The 16,309-nt window shown below is 70.6% G+C and carries 15 protein-coding genes; 3 read left to right on the top strand and 12 right to left on the bottom strand.

The window, feature by feature from the left end:
- Window positions 1–1,523, bottom strand: a 1,523-nt coding sequence (locus ACIBVQ_RS37060) for a condensation domain-containing protein (protein WP_399183363.1), incomplete at its 3' end; no start/stop codon positions are given.
- Between the two features lie 246 nt (window positions 1,524–1,769).
- Here ACIBVQ_RS37060 and ACIBVQ_RS37055 point away from each other — a divergent pair.
- The 3 genes from ACIBVQ_RS37055 (at window position 1,770) to ACIBVQ_RS37045 (ending at window position 5,436) form a co-directional block, all read left to right on the top strand.
- Entirely contained in the window at window positions 1,770–2,747 is a 978-nt protein-coding gene (locus ACIBVQ_RS37055; RefSeq protein WP_399183361.1) for a hypothetical protein, read from the top strand.
- A 149-nt stretch (window positions 2,748–2,896) separates the two neighbouring features.
- Window positions 2,897–4,687, top strand: coding sequence for an FtsX-like permease family protein (locus ACIBVQ_RS37050; protein ID WP_399183367.1), 1,791 nt, complete (start codon window positions 2,897–2,899; stop codon window positions 4,685–4,687).
- A 20-nt stretch (window positions 4,688–4,707) separates the two neighbouring features.
- Window positions 4,708–5,436, top strand: a complete 729-nt coding sequence (locus tag ACIBVQ_RS37045; protein ID WP_352015725.1) for an ABC transporter ATP-binding protein — start codon at window positions 4,708–4,710, stop codon at window positions 5,434–5,436.
- Between the two features lie 124 nt (window positions 5,437–5,560).
- On the opposite strand, the gene ACIBVQ_RS37040 is transcribed toward ACIBVQ_RS37045, so the two are convergent.
- The 11 genes from ACIBVQ_RS37040 to ACIBVQ_RS36990 form a co-directional block, all read right to left on the bottom strand.
- Window positions 5,561–7,330, bottom strand: coding sequence for an AMP-binding protein (locus ACIBVQ_RS37040; protein ID WP_399183359.1), 1,770 nt, complete (start codon window positions 7,328–7,330; stop codon window positions 5,561–5,563).
- A gap of 305 nt (window positions 7,331–7,635) precedes the next feature.
- On the bottom strand, window positions 7,636–8,997 hold the full coding sequence (locus tag ACIBVQ_RS37035; RefSeq protein ID WP_399183357.1) for a condensation domain-containing protein: 1,362 nt from the start codon (window positions 8,995–8,997) through the stop codon (window positions 7,636–7,638).
- Window positions 8,997–9,242, bottom strand: a complete 246-nt coding sequence (locus ACIBVQ_RS37030) for an acyl carrier protein (protein WP_352015728.1) — start codon at window positions 9,240–9,242, stop codon at window positions 8,997–8,999. Before ACIBVQ_RS37030 ends, ACIBVQ_RS37035 begins: the two co-directional genes overlap by 1 nt.
- A gap of 12 nt (window positions 9,243–9,254) precedes the next feature.
- A complete protein-coding gene (locus tag ACIBVQ_RS37025) occupies window positions 9,255–10,892 on the bottom strand; it encodes an acyl-CoA dehydrogenase family protein (protein ID WP_399183355.1) in 1,638 nt (545 codons plus the stop codon).
- Complete coding sequence (locus ACIBVQ_RS37020) at window positions 10,889–12,613, bottom strand: fatty acyl-AMP ligase (RefSeq protein WP_399183353.1); 1,725 nt, start codon at window positions 12,611–12,613, stop codon at window positions 10,889–10,891. Before ACIBVQ_RS37020 ends, ACIBVQ_RS37025 begins: the two co-directional genes overlap by 4 nt.
- Window positions 12,614–12,667: 54 nt before the next feature.
- Window positions 12,668–13,315 carry a 2-hydroxychromene-2-carboxylate isomerase gene (locus tag ACIBVQ_RS37015; protein ID WP_399183351.1) on the bottom strand — a complete coding sequence of 216 codons (648 nt, stop codon included), beginning with the start codon at window positions 13,313–13,315 and terminating at the stop codon, window positions 12,668–12,670.
- Window positions 13,316–13,337: 22 nt separating this feature from the next.
- The gene (gene fabG, locus ACIBVQ_RS37010; protein ID WP_362771999.1) at window positions 13,338–14,078 is read right to left on the bottom strand and encodes a 3-oxoacyl-[acyl-carrier-protein] reductase; all 741 of its coding nucleotides are present in this window, start codon (window positions 14,076–14,078) and stop codon (window positions 13,338–13,340) included.
- Window positions 14,075–14,566 carry a 3-hydroxyacyl-ACP dehydratase FabZ family protein gene (locus ACIBVQ_RS37005; protein WP_386195129.1) on the bottom strand — a complete coding sequence of 164 codons (492 nt, stop codon included), beginning with the start codon at window positions 14,564–14,566 and terminating at the stop codon, window positions 14,075–14,077. The genes fabG and ACIBVQ_RS37005 overlap by 4 nt, the downstream gene beginning before the upstream one ends.
- Complete coding sequence (locus ACIBVQ_RS37000; protein WP_362918299.1) at window positions 14,563–14,919, bottom strand: hypothetical protein; 357 nt, start codon at window positions 14,917–14,919, stop codon at window positions 14,563–14,565. The genes ACIBVQ_RS37005 and ACIBVQ_RS37000 overlap by 4 nt, the downstream gene beginning before the upstream one ends.
- Window positions 14,916–15,182, bottom strand: a complete 267-nt coding sequence (locus ACIBVQ_RS36995) for an acyl carrier protein (RefSeq protein ID WP_352015735.1) — start codon at window positions 15,180–15,182, stop codon at window positions 14,916–14,918. The genes ACIBVQ_RS37000 and ACIBVQ_RS36995 overlap by 4 nt, the downstream gene beginning before the upstream one ends.
- A gap of 54 nt (window positions 15,183–15,236) precedes the next feature.
- Window positions 15,237–16,301, bottom strand: a complete 1,065-nt coding sequence (locus ACIBVQ_RS36990) for a beta-ketoacyl synthase N-terminal-like domain-containing protein (RefSeq protein ID WP_399183347.1) — start codon at window positions 16,299–16,301, stop codon at window positions 15,237–15,239.
- Window positions 16,302–16,309: the final 8 nt, after the last annotated feature.

The following is a 16,309-nucleotide window of genomic DNA, read 5'->3' as shown; positions in this document are numbered from 1 at the left end:
TCACCACACACCACCGCCACCGCATCCGGACACACCACCACCCGCTCCTCAAACACCTCATGCACACACCGCGAAACACCCCCCACCTCAGCGGTGGGCAGCACCACGGCGAGTTCGTCGGCGCCGAGCAGTTCCAGGTGTGAGACCCGCGCACCTGGGTCGTCGGCCACGCCGTCGAGCAGGCGGAGGAGGTGGCCACCCATCCGGGTCACCCGGGCCCGGTCGAACAGGTCGGGCACGTACTCGATCGTCGCGCTCAGCGAGCCGTCCGGCGCCTCCTTGACGAGGAGGGTGAGGTCGAAGCGCGACACACGGGAGCGGCCGGGCAGCGGGGCGACCTCAAGCCCGGTCCAGGCCGGTCCGTCCGAGGCCGGCTCGAAGGTGAAGGCGACCTGGAACAGCGGCGTGCGGGACAGGTCGCGCTCCGGCTGCAGTTCGTCCACCAGCTGGGCGAAGGGCACGTCCTGGTGGTCGAACGCCTCCAGCACCGTGTTCCTGACCTGGGCGAGCAGGTCGGCGAAGGCCGGGTCCCCCTCCCAGCGGGAGCGCACGACGAGGCTGTTGATGCAGTATCCGACGAGCCCCTGCAGCTCGGGCCGGGTCCGGCCGGAGACCATGGTGCCGACGGGGATGTCGTTCAGGCCGGTGTGACGCGACAGCAGCAGCTTGAAGGCGGTCAGCAGCACGGTGAAGAGAGTCGAGCCGTGCCGCCGGGCCACCTCCCGCAGCCGCTCGGCGAGCGGGGCCGGAATCTCGAACGTGTCGACGTCGCCGGTCCAGACCCTGGTGGCGGGCCGGGGGCGGTCGGTGGGCAGGTCGAGCGGACGCAGGTCGGCGAGCCGCTCGCGCCAGTAGGCGAGCGAACGGTCGAAGGAGCGACCGCTCTCCCAGGCGGCGTAGTCGGCGTACTGCGTCTCAAGCGGTGCGAGCGGGGAGGGCGACCCCTCGGTGAAGGCGCTGTAGAGCTCGGCCAGTTCCCCGACGACGACGGCGAGGGACCACGCGTCACAGGCGATGTGGTGGAACACCAGGACGAGCACGTGGTCGTCGTCGGCCAGCCGGAGCAGGCGGGCCCGCGCGGGCCACTCCGCGGCCAGGTCGAACGAGGTCGCCACCACGGCCCCGACGGCATCCAGCATCCCCTCCCCGTCCACGGCGTGCAGGTCGTCGACGGGCAGGCGCACGGCGTACGGCTCGTCGATCACCTGGGTCGGGTCCTCCCCGACGAGCACGTAACGGGTACGCAGGCTCTCGTGCCTGGCGATGACCTCCCGCCAGGCACGCTCCAGCGAGCCGTGGTCGAGCCGGCCGCGCAGCCGCAACGCCAGCGGAACCAGGTACTCCGGGCTGCCCGGGTCGAGGCGGTTGAGGAACCACATCTGCTGCTGCCCGGAGGAGAGCCCGATCGGCCCCTCTCGGTCGGCCCGGGGGATGCGGCCTCCCCACGTCCCCTTCTTCTCGGCCAGACGCAACCGGATGAGCTCGTCCCGTCGCGCGCTGAAGTCCGACGCTTCCGTGCTCATGTCGCTCTCCTCCACCGGAATACAGGGGTCACGGAGAATCAGTGCCGTCCGCCCGGAAATGGAGCACCGGACACCGGCACGGCGGCCGATTCCACCGACGAGCGTTCCGTGCGCGACTATAGTTCTTCTATATTCAGCGGAAACATTGAAATCGGATCCTCCCGCAGGCAGCATTCACTCGCATATCGCCCGTTGAAAGGCAACAGCCCGGGCGCGGCCATACGGCGACCCATCGGGAGGACCAGCGTGGAGAATTTCCTTTTGACGGCGCAGGAACGGGCGCAGGTCGACAGGCTCGTCGACGACGTGCTGGCGGACTGGACGTCGTGGGACCCCCTGCGGTTCGCCGAGCAGGCGGGCTCCGTCGCGCACGGCCTGCCGCTGCGGCTGCGCCGGTTCCTGGCCGACGTGCGCGCGGCGGAGGCGGACGTGGCGCTCGTGTCCGGCCTGCCGGTCGACCCCGCTCTCGCGCCGACCCCGGCGGGCTGGGACATGGCCGCCAAGAACGGCGCGGGGCGGCGGGAGGAGCTCGTGCTGCTGCTGGTCGGAGCCGTGCTCGGCGAGCCGTTCGGCTGGGCCAACCAGCAGGACGGGCGCCTGGTGCACGACGTGGTCCCCACTCCGGGCATGGAGCGGTCGCTGACCAGCGCCAGCAGCACGGAGCCCCTGACGCTGCACACCGAGGACGTCTTCCACCCCTTCCGCTGCGACTACGTGTCGCTGTTCTGCCTGCGCAACCCCGACGAGGTGGGCACCACCATCACCCGGTTCGACGCGCTGGACTTCCCCGGTGAGCTGCGCGAGGCGCTGTCCGAGGAGTCCTTCAGGTTCTATCCGGACGACTCCCACACCGGGGAGATCCTCAACGTGGTCGACGGCGACGGGCTCACCGGCCGCCGCAGCACCGTAGGCCCGGTGGTCTTCGGTCCGGCCGAGCGTTCCTACCTGCGCTTCGACAGGGACTTCATGACGGCCGACCAGGAGGCCGGGCGGGCGGCGGAGGCGATCACGGTGATGCACGGCCTGCTCTGCGAGGCGGTGGAGAGAATCGTGCTGCGACCGGGGGAGGCGATATTCGTCGACAACTACCGGATCGTTCACGGCCGCGAGCCGTTCTCCGCCAGATACGATGGAAACGATCGCTGGCTCAAGAGACTCAATCTGATTCGCGACGTGCGGCGCATATACGCCGGCAGTGGTGCACGATCCAGAATCATTACCTGACGGATCCGCCACCCCCTGGCGTCGACAATGGAGGTTCGCGAGTGATAAGCGTCGCACTGAGCACGCTTCGTGCACGATGGATCACATTCTCGGGAACCTTTCTCTCGCTTTCTCTCGGCGTCGGGATCATCGCCACCATCGCGTTGGTGATGAGTTCCGCCCTCGCGAATTACGAGCGGGCGCGCGCCGTCCTGACGGGGACCGTGGTGCTCCTGAGCGTCTCGGCGGGCGTGGCGGGGTTCGTCACCGTCTTCGTGGTGGCCTCCACGTTCGCCTTCGCGGTGATCCAGCGCACGCGCGAGCTGGCCCTGCTACGCCTGGTCGGGGCCACCCCGCGCCAGGTTCGCCGGATGATCCTGGCCGAGGCGCTGCTGCTCGGCACGGTCGCCTGCGTCGTCGGCTGCCTGCTCAGCCTGGCCGGTGCCCCGGCGCTGGCCGCCACGCTGGTGGCGGGGGACATCGCGCCGTCCTGGTTCCAGGTCGCCGTCTCGCCCGTGCCGCTCCTGCTCTCGTGCCTGATGGGTCTCGGGGTCGCGACGCTGGGCGTCTCGGCCGCCTCCCGCCGCGCGGCCACCGTACGGCCGACCGAGACTCTGCGCGAGTCCGCCATGGACACGCCGCTCTCACGCGGCCTCCGCTCGCCGCGCACGCTGTTCGGCCTGGGCTTCCTGGCCATCGCGATCCTGGGGATGGCCGTCATCACGGTCGCCATGCCGGGCATATCCGGTGTTCCCGTGGTGTACCTCTGGGTGCTGCTGATGCCGATCGCGGCGGCCGCCCTGCTGGCCCCTGCCCTCATCCCTCCGGTGATCCGGCTGCTGACCTGGCCGTGGGCTCGCGGCGGCAGCGCGGTCGGCCTCCTGGTGCGGGAGAACGCCCTCACCATGGTCCGGCGCACGGCCGCGACGGCCATCCCGATCCTCCTCACCGTCGGGCTGTCGATCACCCTGCTCGGCGCGCTTGAGACGATCGGCCAGGCCCGGTCGGCCGAGACGGCCGCCCAGCTCCGCGCCGACCACGTGCTCGTTCCCGACGGCTCCACCGGTATCCGCCCGGAGGCGCTGGAGCGGGCACGCTCCGTCGCGGGTGCCCAGATCGCCGCGCTCACGCCGGTGACCGTCAGCGCGGCCGACGAGTTCGGCACCGTCGAGGAGTTGTCGGGCTACGCCACCGCTCCCGCCATGCTCGCCGCGACGACGGACCTCCCGGTGGTCGCCGGATCGCTGAAGGACCTGGGCCAGGACACCATCGTGGTGACCGAGGACTGGGAGCGCCGCGTCGGCCAGCGCGTCGAGATCACGCCGGCCGGCGGGAAGCCGGTCCGGCTGAAGGTCGCCGCGGTGCTGAGGAGCGGGATCGGCGGCGCCGACTTCTACCTGGACGCCTCCCACGCCGGACGGAGCACGCCGGAGGTGGCCTACGTGAAGACCTCCCCCGGTGGAGCCGGACCGTTGCGCGAGAAGACCGCCGGGCAGGGCGTACAGGTGCTGACCAGGGCCGAATGGGTCGCCGTCTCCCGGAACAGCGACCAGGGCACCAGCGTGATCGGCATGATGGTGACGCTCGGCATCTCCGTGGTCTACAGCTGCATCTCGATCGTCAACACGATGGTGATGGCGGCGTCCGGCCGTAGACGGGATCTGGTCATGCTGCGCCTGGCCGGGGCCACCTCGCGGCAGGCGGTGCTCTCGCTGCTGGCCGAGTCGGTCCTGGTGGTGGCGGTCGGGACGGTACTGGCCGTGGCGGCCTCCTCCCTCAACTTCGCCGGGCTGCTCAGCGCGCTGACCCAGCTGGAGCCCGCCGCCTCGCTGGCGATCCCGTGGGCGCCGGTGGGTGCGCTCACCGCCACCAGCGCCCTGCTCGCGGTGGCCGCCACCACCCTGACGGCCAGGGCGACCCTGAAAACCTCCGCCATCGGCCGCGCCGTGGCAGCCGAGTGACCACGAGAAAGGTGATTGCCATGGATCTGGCCGTCGATCTGCGGTCCGTGACCAAGGTGTACGGTTCCGGCGCGGCCCGGGTGACCGCGCTGGCCGATCTGAGCTTCTCCTTCCCCGCCGGCAGTTTCACCGCCGTGATGGGCCCGTCGGGGTCGGGTAAGTCCACGCTGCTGCAGTGCGCCGCGGGACTGGACCGGCCGGACTCGGGGCAGGTCATGCTCACCGACGTCGATCTGGCCACGCTGAACGAGGACCAGCTCACCCTGCTGCGCAGGGAGCGGATCGGCTTCGTGTTCCAGGCCTTCAACCTGATCAGCGCGCTGACCGCGGCGCAGAACGTACGGCTTCCGCTGCTGCTCGGCGGGCGCACCCCCAGCGACGCGGAGGTCGACTGGGCCCTGACCTCGGTCGGACTCGCCGAGCGCGCCGCGCACCGGCCCGGGGAGTTGTCCGGCGGCCAGCAGCAACGGGTCGCGATCGCCCGCGCGCTGATCACCAAGCCCGACGTGCTGTTCGCCGACGAACCCACCGGCGCGCTGGACACCAGCAGCGGCCGGGAGGTGCTCGAACTGCTGCGTGGCGTGGTGGACCAGCACCACCGCACGGTGATCATGGTGACGCACGACCCCGTCGCCGCCTCCTACGCCGACGTCGTGATGTTCCTGGCCGACGGGCGAGTGGTCGACGTGATGCGCGATCCCGCCGCCGACCGGATCGCCACCCGCATGACCAATCTGGAGCGCCGGTGACGCCCCGCCACGGAGGGCGGCGGATGGATCGGCCGCCCTCCGGCGGCGGGCGACGGCGCCTCGGCCCGTCGGCCCTCCTGACCCCGCTCGCCGGCTGTCCGGTTGTCCGGAGCCGTCCGCGCGGTCAGGTCAGAGCCGAGCCCTCCGCCTCGCGGGTCCCGGGAAGGGCCGCGACCTCCTCGAAGAAGAACTCCCTGGCGACATCGGCGTAGACGATGTCCAGCGCGTTGGCGACGAACAGCTCCCTCGTCAGCTGCCGGTTGACCTCCCCGTCCGGCATCACCTGCACCTGCCCCGGTTTGACGAGCACCACCTTTGTGCGGTGGACACCGAAACGCAGCGCCAGAATGTCCCGCACCTCGCGGATCAGTGGCGACGAGCCCTCGTCCGTCTCCGCGCGGGCCGGTTGCGCGACCACGATGATCTCGTCGCGGTCCGCCGGCGCCGGGAAGGCGCTGCAGGCCACGATGGAGCCGCCGCCGACGATCGCGCGCTCCACCCTGCCGAGGTCGAGGTAGCGGCCGCCGTACCTCGACACATCCCGCATCAGCCCCGTCACGTACAGCTCGCCGCGGACGATCGCCCCCAGGTTCCCGCTCCGCACGAAGCCTTTCTCCCCGTCCGCGGTGACCTGGTCGAACCGTTCCCCGGTGAGACGTTCTTTGCGCCAGTAACCTGGCACGACGCGCGGCCCGCGCACCCAGATCTCGCCGATCCTGCCTTCGGGAAGCGCGCCGGCGGTGACCGGGTCGACGATCCGCAGGTCGGGCTCGGGGACCACGCCGAGGCCCAGCAGCCGCGGTCCCTGCGCGTCCGAGGTGGGGATGAGGAGATTCCTGTCGAGCGCCCGGGAGTCGAAGCACCTGGCCTCGACCGCCCCTCCGGGGGCGCCGACGGCGGTCAGCAGGGTGGCCTCCGCCAGGCCGTACGAGGTTCGCAGCGCCTCGGCACGCAGGCCCGCGGTGCGCAGGCGCTCGGCGAAGAGCTCGACGGTGCGCGCCTCAGCCGGGGAGGCGCCCGTCATCTCCACCAGCAGCGCGTGCCGCCACCGTGACAGGTCCAGTCCCGCGAGCTGGTCGTCGGTGATCTCGCTGACGCACAGTCCGTAGCCGAAGGTGGGTGAGACGCTGAACCTCACATCGTGCCGGTCGATCAGCCGCAACCACCTGATCGGGTCGGCGCAGAAGGTCTCGGGGGGCATCAGCACCGCGGTGCCGCCGCTGATCAGCGGTGCCAGGAGCAGGGCGATCAGGCCCATCGAGTGGTGCAGGGGCAGCCAGCCGCCGGAGCGCACACCGGAGCCGAGCCCGTAGGCCGCGGCGATCAGGGCGCAGTTGTGCAGGACGTTGGCGTGCGAGACCGTGATGCCGATCGGGCCGCCTCCGGGGCCGACGGTGTACTGCAGCAGCGCCTGGTCCTCGCCCTTCCTGAGCGGCTCCACCCAGTCCGAGGCGTCCTCGAACTCGATGACGTCGGTGGCGACGCACTCGTGGATGCCGAGATCGTCGTGGGTCAGCCAGACGTACACCTCGTCGGAGTGCGCGGCGTCGGTCAGGACCAGGCACGCCTCGGCGTCGAGCGCGATCCCGGTGATCGTGCTGAGGTGGTGGTCGGTCCGGCCGGGAAGCGGTACGGGCACGGGGACGACGTCCGCGTAGAGGCACGCCAGCAGGCTCCTGGTGAACTCGATCCCCGTCGGATAGCACAGCAGGACCCGGTCCCCGGGCCGGCACACGCTCTGTAACCAGGCCGCCAGTGACGTGGCCAGCAGATGCAGTTCGAGGTAGCCGATGTGGTGCTCGCGGCCGTCTCCGTCCTCCAGGACAACGGCGTTCTGACAGGGCCTTTCTTCCACCTGCTCCACGATGGCGTCGAAAATCGATTCATTTCGCACGCGGACTCCTCCGGCTACCTTCCAGACATACCAGCAGGTAATATATTTCGGTCATGACCTGGAATCTTGGACGCCGAAGTCAAACGTCAAGCAGACACATGTTTCCGAAACTTAACGCAATCACATATGAGCCGGGCTCAGATTTTCCCGAACTATATTCCGGTAATAAGTCAGGGCCCTTATATTACCATTGTGCAGCGTGACTGGAAATGGGCATCCGTTAAAGTCCACCGATCGTCCACCCGGCCGCCACCAGGCCGGGGAGGCAGTTGAATTCATTAATGACGGCCTGCCTCCGGGGGGTCTTATGCCGTGCCCAGCGCGAGCAGAAGCCGCGCCTCACTTTCGTCCACCAGCGAGAGACGGCCGACGGGAAGGTTTGGAACGTTTGATTCCACCGCCCGGCGGAAGTGCGCGGCGAATCGTTCGACCGTCGGGGCGTCGAACAGGTCGGTGTCGTATTTGACGACCGCCGTGAAAACGGAGGCCGCCTTACGAACATCCACCGTCAGATCGAACTGACCTTCCATCTGGGATACGTCGTAGGCGGCCAGCCGCAGACCGCGGAAGGTCGTCTCCGGCCCCTCGACCGAACCGTCGACGGCCAGCGGGAGCGCGGGGTCCATCGCGTCCATCGACAGCAGGTTGACCGCGACGTGGAACAGCGGCGCCCGGTTCGGCGACAGGTCGCCGATGAGTGCGGAGGGCAGCGCGGCGTTCGCCATGGCGCGGACCATCCCCTGGTGCGCCGCGACCGCCGCCTGGCCGAACGTCGTCTCCGGGGTGAGGTTCGCCCGGATCGGGAGCGTGTTGGCGAAGTAACCGACCACGTTGCGCATGCCGCCGCCGAAACGTGTGCTGGCGGGGCAGCCGACGAGGAAGTCGCCGGTTCCGACGTACCGGTGGAGCACCGCCTGCAGCGCCGCGAACACCGTGGCGAACGGCGTGACCCCCGCCGCGCGCGAGTCCTCGATCAGCCGCGCGCCCGTCCGTTCGGAGAACGACACGACGGTCGCCGCCCCCCGCAACGACGGCCTGGCCGGGCGCGGGCGGTCGGTGGGCAGCCTCGCCGCGGTCGCCCCTGCGCACACCTCACGCCAGTGACGCTCCAGACGCGGTCTTCTGGGAGAGGCCAGCAGGTCCTGTTCGGCGCGCACGTAGTCGTCGAACGTGCGGGTGAGCTCCGGCCAGCCGGGGTCGTCCCCTTCCTCGTAGGCCCACAGCAGGTCACGCAGGACCAGCCACTGGGACATCGCGTCGCTCACGATGTGGTGCGCCACGAGTATCAGCACGGCGTCGTCCGGGGTCCGGCGCACCAGCGTGACGCGGAAGGCCCCGGTCCGGCCCAGGTCGAACGGGGCCTTGCCGGCCCGCGTCACCCGCTCGTGGAGCACCTCCTCCTCCACCGGGCCCACGTCGATCACCGCCAGCGGCGACGGCAGGTCCGCGACCTCCCGGTACGGCACCCCGTCGACCTCGGCGAACACCGAGCGAAGCATCTCGTGCCTGGCCACGACGGCGTCCGTCGCACGGCGCAGGCGCGCCACGTCCAGCGGGCCGCGGACGCGGACCGCCACCATCATCGTGTAGGCGGTGCTGCCGGGGGCGAGCCGCTGCAGGAACCACATCGCCTGCTGGCCGACCGAAAGCTCGCGGAGGCCGTCCATCAGATGGTCACGACCACATCGTGCAGGTAACCGGTCAGCGCGTTGACCGTGGGATGGTCCCAGGCGACCGTCGGCTCGACGAAGACCCCGAACTCGTCCTCGATGTCACCGCTGAGGCTCATCGCGAAGACCGAGTCGAGCCCGATCTCGACGAGCTCGACATCGGGGTCGATCTCCTCGGGATCGCGCTCCACGTAGAAGGCGACGCGCTCGCGTAACCACATGCGAATGGTGTCAGGCGACATAGATGGCAGCTCCTAATGAGTCGATCGGTACGCCAGCAGCGAGAGCGGCCGCCTGTCGTCGAGCCGTTCCCGCAGGACGGGCAGCAGCCGGTCCGCGGCCTCGTCCCTCCCGCCCAGCACGCGGGCCAGGCACACCCGCAGCCACAGCGTGTCCAGGCCGTTGTCGGCCCACATCCGCAGGCAGGCCGCCGCGGCGTAACCCGCCGCGTATCTCCTGGCCAGGTCGAACATCTCCGGCGGGACGTCCCGGGCGACCGGACGGCAGCGGGCGAGCTCGGCGTGCAGCCCGTCCGCGTAGCGGCGCAGCCTGCCCAGGTGTTCCGGGGCCGCGTCCATCGCGGCGCCGGTGCGCGCGGGCAGGTCCTGCACCAGGCTGCAGCCGCCGCGAGACAGCAGGCTCAGCCTGTCCGGCTCGAACGCGGGCACCGCCAGGTCGAGCCCGGCCGCGACGTCCAGGCCGTCGTGGTCGACCCGTTCCCGCCGGTATCCCCGCACCAGGCCGGAGAACTGGTTGACCACCGCGTTGAGGTTGACGAGCGTGTTGCCGTCGAAGATGCCGACGATCCGGTGGTCCCGCTGAAGCTTCTGGAAGGGTCCGTCGGTCAGCAGGGCGCGCGCGCCGAGCACCTTGGCCAGCCGGTTGACGGCACGGTCGACGATCGTGGGCACGTAGTACTTGACGACCGCGGAGATCACACTCTGCTCCGCGGTCAGCGTGTGGATCGCCCGCGTCGACACCAGGGTCACCGCCTCGGCGACCATCAGGTCCGCGTAGGACTCCGCCAGCACACGCGCGGTCTGCGGCAGCTCGATCAACGGGCGGCCGAACATCCGGTGCCGCTCGGCGAAACCGGCGACGAAACGTAGCGCGTGCTCGCCCATCCCCAGCGACATCCCCCCGCACAGCGTGCGGGTGATCTGCAGTCCCTTCAGCAGGATCTCCAGCCCGGCGCCCGGTTCTCCGATCATCGCGTCCGCGGGGACCTCCGCCCCGGTGAAGTGGATGCCGCTGATGTCGGCGCCCCGTACCCCGTGGGTCCTGACCTTGGGCAGGTGGTGGTAGCCGCCGGAGGGCAGACGGTGCTTGTCGACGAGGAAGAGGCTGTGGCAGCGTGCCTCGCTCCGGGGGCCGGTCCTGGCCAGCACGCAGACCAGATCGCCGCGGGTGGCGTTGTTGATCAGCCACTTCTCGCCGTCGATCCGGTACCCGGCGCCGCTCGGGGTGGCCGAGACCCGCCCCGCCAGCACGTCGCTGCCGTGGTCGCGCTCGGTGAGCGCCAGGGAGACCACCTCGCCGCGCAGTACCCGCCGGGCCAGGTCCTCCGCCTGGCCGGGCGTGCCCGCGACCCAGGTGGCGACCGAGCCGAGGTAGGTCTTGCAGTGGGCCAGGGCGACGGTGAAGTCGCGCCGGGACAGCGTCCGGATCACCTGGAGCAGGTTCTCGTAGGTGTCCAGGTCACCGCCGTGTCCGACGGGCACGTAGAACCGTGGCAGGCCCAGCTTGTCCAGGTGCGCGCAGATGTCCTCGGGGAACTCCTCGCGCCCGTCCAGTTCCAGGCAGCGGGAGACGGAGAAGACGTTCCCCTCGTCGGCGGGGTCGCCGAGCGCGTCCTCGATGCGCTCGGCCAGCGCGAACGGCCGGTAGGTCATGACACGCCACCGCGGTGGTGGCCGATCACTCCCGCGGACAGGTCCTCGTGGCGCGCGTCGAGCCTCCCCGAGACGAACAGCTCGCGCGCCGTACCCCGCCGGATCTTGCCGCTGGTGGTCTTGGGGATGGTGCCCGGGCGGACGAACGAGACGTTGGCCACCGTCACCCCGAGCCGCCGGCCCAGCGCCGACCTGATCTCGCCGGCCAGCCGGGTCAGCGTCTCCTCCGTCACGGCGCGGGTCCTGATCTCCTGCACGATCACGATCTCCTCGTGTGGCACGGTGACGGAGAACACGCAGGACGGCAGGTTCTCCATGGCCGGGACCAGGCCGGCCACCGCCCGCTCGATGTCGTGCGGATAGAGGTTGCGCCCGTTGACGATGACCATGTCCTTGATCCGGCCGGTGACGTACAGCTCGCCGTCGGCGAGCACGCCCAGGTCACCGGTGCGCAGGAAGCCGCTCTCCCCGGATCCGGTCGTCGCGCCGAAACAGTGCCGCGTCTCCTCCTCCTTGCGCCAGTACCCGGACGCGACGCCGTCACCGCGGACCCAGATCTCGCCGACCCGCCCGTCTGGAAGCTCCGTGTGGGTGTCCGGATCCACGATGCGCACATCCATCACCCCCGGGCGGCCACAGCTGACCAGCGGCCTGCCCGCGTCGTCGGGCAGCAGCGTGTCGCGGGCGAGCGCGCCGGGGTCGGCCCTGGTCACGACCGGTGGGCGCCCGGAAGCGGTGCCGGAGATGAACAGCGTGGCCTCGGCCATGCCGTACCCGGCCGTCAGGGCCTCCGGTTTCAGACCGGCCACCGCGAAGCGGTCGGCGAACCTGGCCAGGGTGCCGGCGTCGATGGGTTCCGCGCCGTTGCACGCGTGCCGCCAGCTCGACAGGTCCATGCCGCGCACCTGCTGGTCGGTGACCCGGCGGGCGCACAGGTCGTAGGCGAAGTTGGGAGCGGCGCTCACCTCCGCGCCGTACTTGCCGATCAGGTCGAGCCAGACCCACGGACGGCGCAGGAAGTCGGTGGGCGACATGAGCACCGTGGTCCCGCCGAGGTACAGCGGGAGCAGGATCATCGCCACCAGGCCCATGTCGTGGTAGACGGGCAGCCAGCTGCAAAAGCGCGGGCCCTCGGTGAGGTCGAGCAGCCGGCTGCCCACCAGGATGTTGTCCACGAGGTCGCCGTGCCTGACCATCACGCCCTTGGCCTCGCTGGTCGAGCCTGAGGTGTACTGCAGGAACGCCAGCGCGTCCCGGGAGAGCTCGGCTCGCCGCCCCGGCTCACCGCGCCCCATGACGGCGACCTCGACGCCCAGCCCGCTGTGGCTGATCCAGGCGGACACCGCCTCGGCACGGTCGGCGTCGGTCAGCACGAGAGCCGGTTCCGCGTCACGGCAGACCGCCGTGACGCGGTCGTACTGCCGCCGGTAGGTGTCGGGTACGGGGACGGGTACGGCGACCGCGCCCGCGTGCAGGCATCCCAGGAACGCCGTGACGAAGCCCAGGCCGGAGGGGTAGGACAGCAGCACCCGCTCTCCCGGTGTGACCTTCGTGGCCAACCAGGCGCCCACGGACCGCGCGGCCAGATCGAGGCTCCGGTACGTGTGCACCTCCTCCTCGCCGCCGCCGCGGCAGAACACCAGCGCGCGCCGGTCGGGAAAGCGCTCGGCGTTGTCGCCCAGCCGGGCCATGAAGCCCTCGAATCCCGTCACCCCGTTCATCCCGCTCACCTCTCCTGCATGCTCCGCCGGAGCCCTATACTCCGGCCATACTGTTCAGCCACAGCCGCCGGCGTGTTCCTCGGCCGGGTTGAGGGAGGCGGCGGGCCGCAGCCCGAGCGAGCCCGCGAAGGCGTCCAGCCTGTCGACTCCCCAGTACTTGTCGTAGCGACGGACGAAGAACGGGACTCCGAACACGCCGTCGCGGTAGGCGGACAGCAGCGCCTGTACGGCCTGCTCGCGAACCGGGAGCCGGTCCGCGGCCCCCGCCAGTTCGCCGGCCGGCAGGTCGAGCGCGGTGGCGATCTCCGCGACCACCTCGGGGGCGCAGATGTCGAGCCCCCGCTCCCAGCGCATCTCCGAGGCCAGCATGACGAACTCCCGGCCCCGGCCCTTGTCCGCGGCCACCAGGTAGGCCAGGTGCGGCACCTCCCAACGCGGCTCCCGGTCCAGCGGCCAGCGCGTCCGCAGTCCCCTGTCACGGGCGAGCCTGCGCACGTCCTGCAGGATGTACAGGTGCTTGGCCTTGGGCATGGTCGCGTAGCCGAACTCGCCACCGGCCTCGGCCAGTTCCCTGAGCATGGACTCCTCCGGGTCCCAGAACGGAATCCATTCGAGCCGTTCGGCCAGGTCGGGGTAGTCGTTCAGCAGGTCGTGCAGTGCCAGCCAGGAGTACGGACTCCGCAGGCTGAAGTAGAACCTCACCCTCGCTCCCTTCCCGAACCCCTCACAGGGCGATGCCTCCGTCGACGCGGATCACCTGGCCGGTGATGTAGGCGGCACGGCCGGAGGCGAGGAAGGAGACCAGGTCGGCGACCTCGCCGGGCGTGCCGAAACGGGCCAGGGAGATCCGTTCGCCCATCTGCTGGACGACCTTCTCGGACAGGCCGGCGGTCATGTCGGTCTCGACGAATCCGGGCGCCACCACGTTCGCGGTGATCCCGTAACGGCCGACCTCCTTGGCCAGCGCCTTGGTGAAGCCGATGATGCCCGCCTTGGAGGCGGAGTAGTTGGTCTGGCCGGAGTTCCCCGCGACGCCGGCCACCGACGACAGCGTGACGACCGCGCCCCGCTTGCGTTTCATCATCCGGAAGATCGCGGCCCGCACCACGTTGTGCGTACCGCCGAGGTTGACGGTGAGCACCCGGTCCCAGTCCTCATCCGTCAGCAGCGCCAGCGGCCTGTCCCTGGTGATCCCCGCGGAGGTGACCACGGCGTGCACCGGGCCGAACTCCTCCTCGACGTCGCCGACGAACGCGCGCACCTGGGAGCGGTCGGTCACGTCCACCTGACGGGCCAGCACCCCCGCTCCCGCCTCGACCGCCTCCTTCGCCACCTCGTCCGCGGCCTCGGCGTTGGACTGGTAGCAGAAAGCCACGTCGTAGCCGTCGGCGGCGAGCCTGGTCACCACGGCCCTGCCGATGCCCCGCGATCCGCCGGTGACCAGCGCGACCGGACGGCCGGTCACGACGCGCCTCCCACCGGTGCCGCCTGACGCAGGACCTCGGCCGGCCGCAGCGACACCACCGCGCCGGCCTCGTGCACCACCTCGGAGCCGACCAGGGTCTCCCCCTCCACGATCGAGCTGTCCTCGACCTGGCGGACCAGGCGCACCCGGTGTGAGAGCACCTCGCCGGGCAGTACGGGGCGCAGGAAGCGCACGTTCTTCATCACCCCGCCGAGCACGACCTTGCCGGACAGCACGTCCGGGTTGGGCTGCTCCCACAGGACGAGCAGCGAGGCGGCCTGCGCCCACGACTCCAGGAGCAGCAACGACGGGTAGTGGTGGCCCCTGGGGCCCGCGTCGGCGCCGACGCGCCGGTAGTACGGCTCGTTGCAGGTGACCGCCTTGATCGCGGTCAGGCTCCGGCCCGGTGAGACCTCGGTGACCCGGTCGAGCAGCAGGATCGGGTACCGGTGCGGAATGAACCGTTTGATCTCGTCTACCCCGATCACGCCGCCTCCCGGTACCGCAGCCGGAGCCGGGCGGACTCGCCGCGCTCGGTGCCGACCACCACGGTGTAGTCGCCGTCGCGTGGCGTGGCCCGCACGGTGAGCTCGTCCCCTGGAAGCACCGGGCTGAGGAAGCGGGCGCTCACGATCTCGCTCAGCGTCAGGTCCGCGCCGAACGACGCGCGCAGGGCGCGGTCGACGAACTCCAGCATGCCGACGGCCGGGAACACGGGGAAGCCGGGGTAGTGGCCGGCGAACATCGGCTCGTCCGGATCGACGACCACCGTGGCGGTGATCGTGTCCCCATCGGCACCGACCCGTACGGCCGATGTCGTGAGCGCGGCGGGCCGGCTCATCCGGCGGCCTTCCGCAGCAGCTCTCCCAGCAGGGCGTACGTGCTCTCCAAGGTGGTCACTCCGGCGACCTCGGATTCGTCGATTCTCACCTGGTACTTCTTCTCCAGGTTGACCGTGATCTCCAGCGCCATCAGTGAGTCCACCCCGAGATCCTCGACGAAGTGCGCCTCGTCGGTGACCTCGGCCACGTCGACGTCGAGCGTCGCCGCGATCAGCGTGCGCAGCTCTTCCTTGTCCACCGCGGTGATGATCTGTTCGGTCATGTTCCGTTCCTCTCATAAGCACGGGATCAGGCGGCACCGAACCGGAGCCGCAGGTCACGGGCAGGGTTCCAGGCGCAGCGCCGTGCAACCGACAACGCCGCCACAGTCAACGGACGTCACCAGGGCGAGGCTCCCGGCCGGCTCGTCCCGCCCGGCGGCCAGCGTGGCGGCGAGCTGGAACGCCGCGGACGCGGCGGCCGTGTCGCCGAGTGCCTCCCGGCAGCGCAGCCGTACGGCGGCGCCCCCGATCGCGTCGGTGACGCCCGCGCTCTCCTGCTCGCCGAGCGTTCCCGTCGTCTCCGAGGTGGCCACCATGCGCACGTCGGCGGGGTCGAGATCGCAACGCGTCAGCAGTCCCGTGACGCACTCCGACAGCCGCCGCCCCGCCTCCTCCTGGTGGCCGAACGCGGCGAACCGCGACCCGAGCACGGTGGCCAGCGGGGTCCGCCCGGATCGGACGGCGTTCTCCCGGGACTCCAGCAGGAAGATCGCGCAGCCCTCGCCCAGCGGCTCACTCCGCTGACCGGAGTGCCACGCCAGCCAGCCCCGGTGTTCGGAGAACTCCTCGACCGCGCCGCACAGGATCGTCTCGCATCGGCCCCGCCGCAGCAGTCTGGAGGCGTAGTTGAGGGCGAGCAGGCCGGTGACGGCTCCACCGGCGACGGTGGCGTTCGGCCCCTTCAGTCCGTACCAGATGGCGCTCTGCCCGGCGGCACGGTTCATCACCGTGTTGGGGAAGCGGGCCGGGTCGACGTCGTACGGCCGCTCACCGACCATCGAGTCCCTGGTGAAGTCGACGATGCTCTGGACGCTCCCCGACCCGGTGCCGAGCACGAGCCCGACGCGCTCGGGGTGGTCGGCGGGCCCGCCGCCGTACTCCTCCAGCAGCATGCCGACACCTGTCACCGCGATGCCGGTCGCCCGGTCCATCCCCCGGGTGCTCTTTCCGCCGAGTTTGGGGGGAATGTCAAAGCCGGGGATGACATACGCCCGGTCGAACGGCCCGCCGTCCGTGACGGGCGACGGCTGCCGTCCCGTGCCGATTCCGGCCGCGAACGGACCGGCCCCGAGTCCGAACGGCGAGGCCACGGACCACCCCGACATGACCAACTCATCCATGTTCTCTC

Origin of the sequence: Streptosporangium sp. NPDC049376 (assembly GCF_044466505.1) — a bacterium.
GTDB lineage: Bacteria > Actinomycetota > Actinomycetes > Streptosporangiales > Streptosporangiaceae > Streptosporangium.
Note: the sequence above shows the minus strand (reverse complement) of the source record. Positions and strands in the feature narration are given on the sequence as shown.

Coding starts and splice junctions, on each gene's coding strand:
- ACIBVQ_RS37050 (WP_399183367.1), top strand. CDS start 2,897: ATGAGTTCCGCCCTCGCGAATTACGAGCGGGCGCGCGCCGTCCTGACG.
- ACIBVQ_RS37045 (WP_352015725.1), top strand. CDS start 4,708: ATGGATCTGGCCGTCGATCTGCGGTCCGTGACCAAGGTGTACGGTTCC.
- ACIBVQ_RS37035 (WP_399183357.1), bottom strand. CDS start 8,997: ATGGACGGCCTCCGCGAGCTTTCGGTCGGCCAGCAGGCGATGTGGTTC.
- ACIBVQ_RS37030 (WP_352015728.1), bottom strand. CDS start 9,242: ATGTCGCCTGACACCATTCGCATGTGGTTACGCGAGCGCGTCGCCTTC.
- ACIBVQ_RS37025 (WP_399183355.1), bottom strand. CDS start 10,892: ATGACCTACCGGCCGTTCGCGCTGGCCGAGCGCATCGAGGACGCGCTC.
- ACIBVQ_RS37020 (WP_399183353.1), bottom strand. CDS start 12,613: ATGAACGGGGTGACGGGATTCGAGGGCTTCATGGCCCGGCTGGGCGAC.
- ACIBVQ_RS37000 (WP_362918299.1), bottom strand. CDS start 14,919: ATGAGCCGGCCCGCCGCGCTCACGACATCGGCCGTACGGGTCGGTGCC.
- ACIBVQ_RS36995 (WP_352015735.1), bottom strand. CDS start 15,182: ATGACCGAACAGATCATCACCGCGGTGGACAAGGAAGAGCTGCGCACG.
- ACIBVQ_RS36990 (WP_399183347.1), bottom strand. CDS start 16,301: ATGGATGAGTTGGTCATGTCGGGGTGGTCCGTGGCCTCGCCGTTCGGA.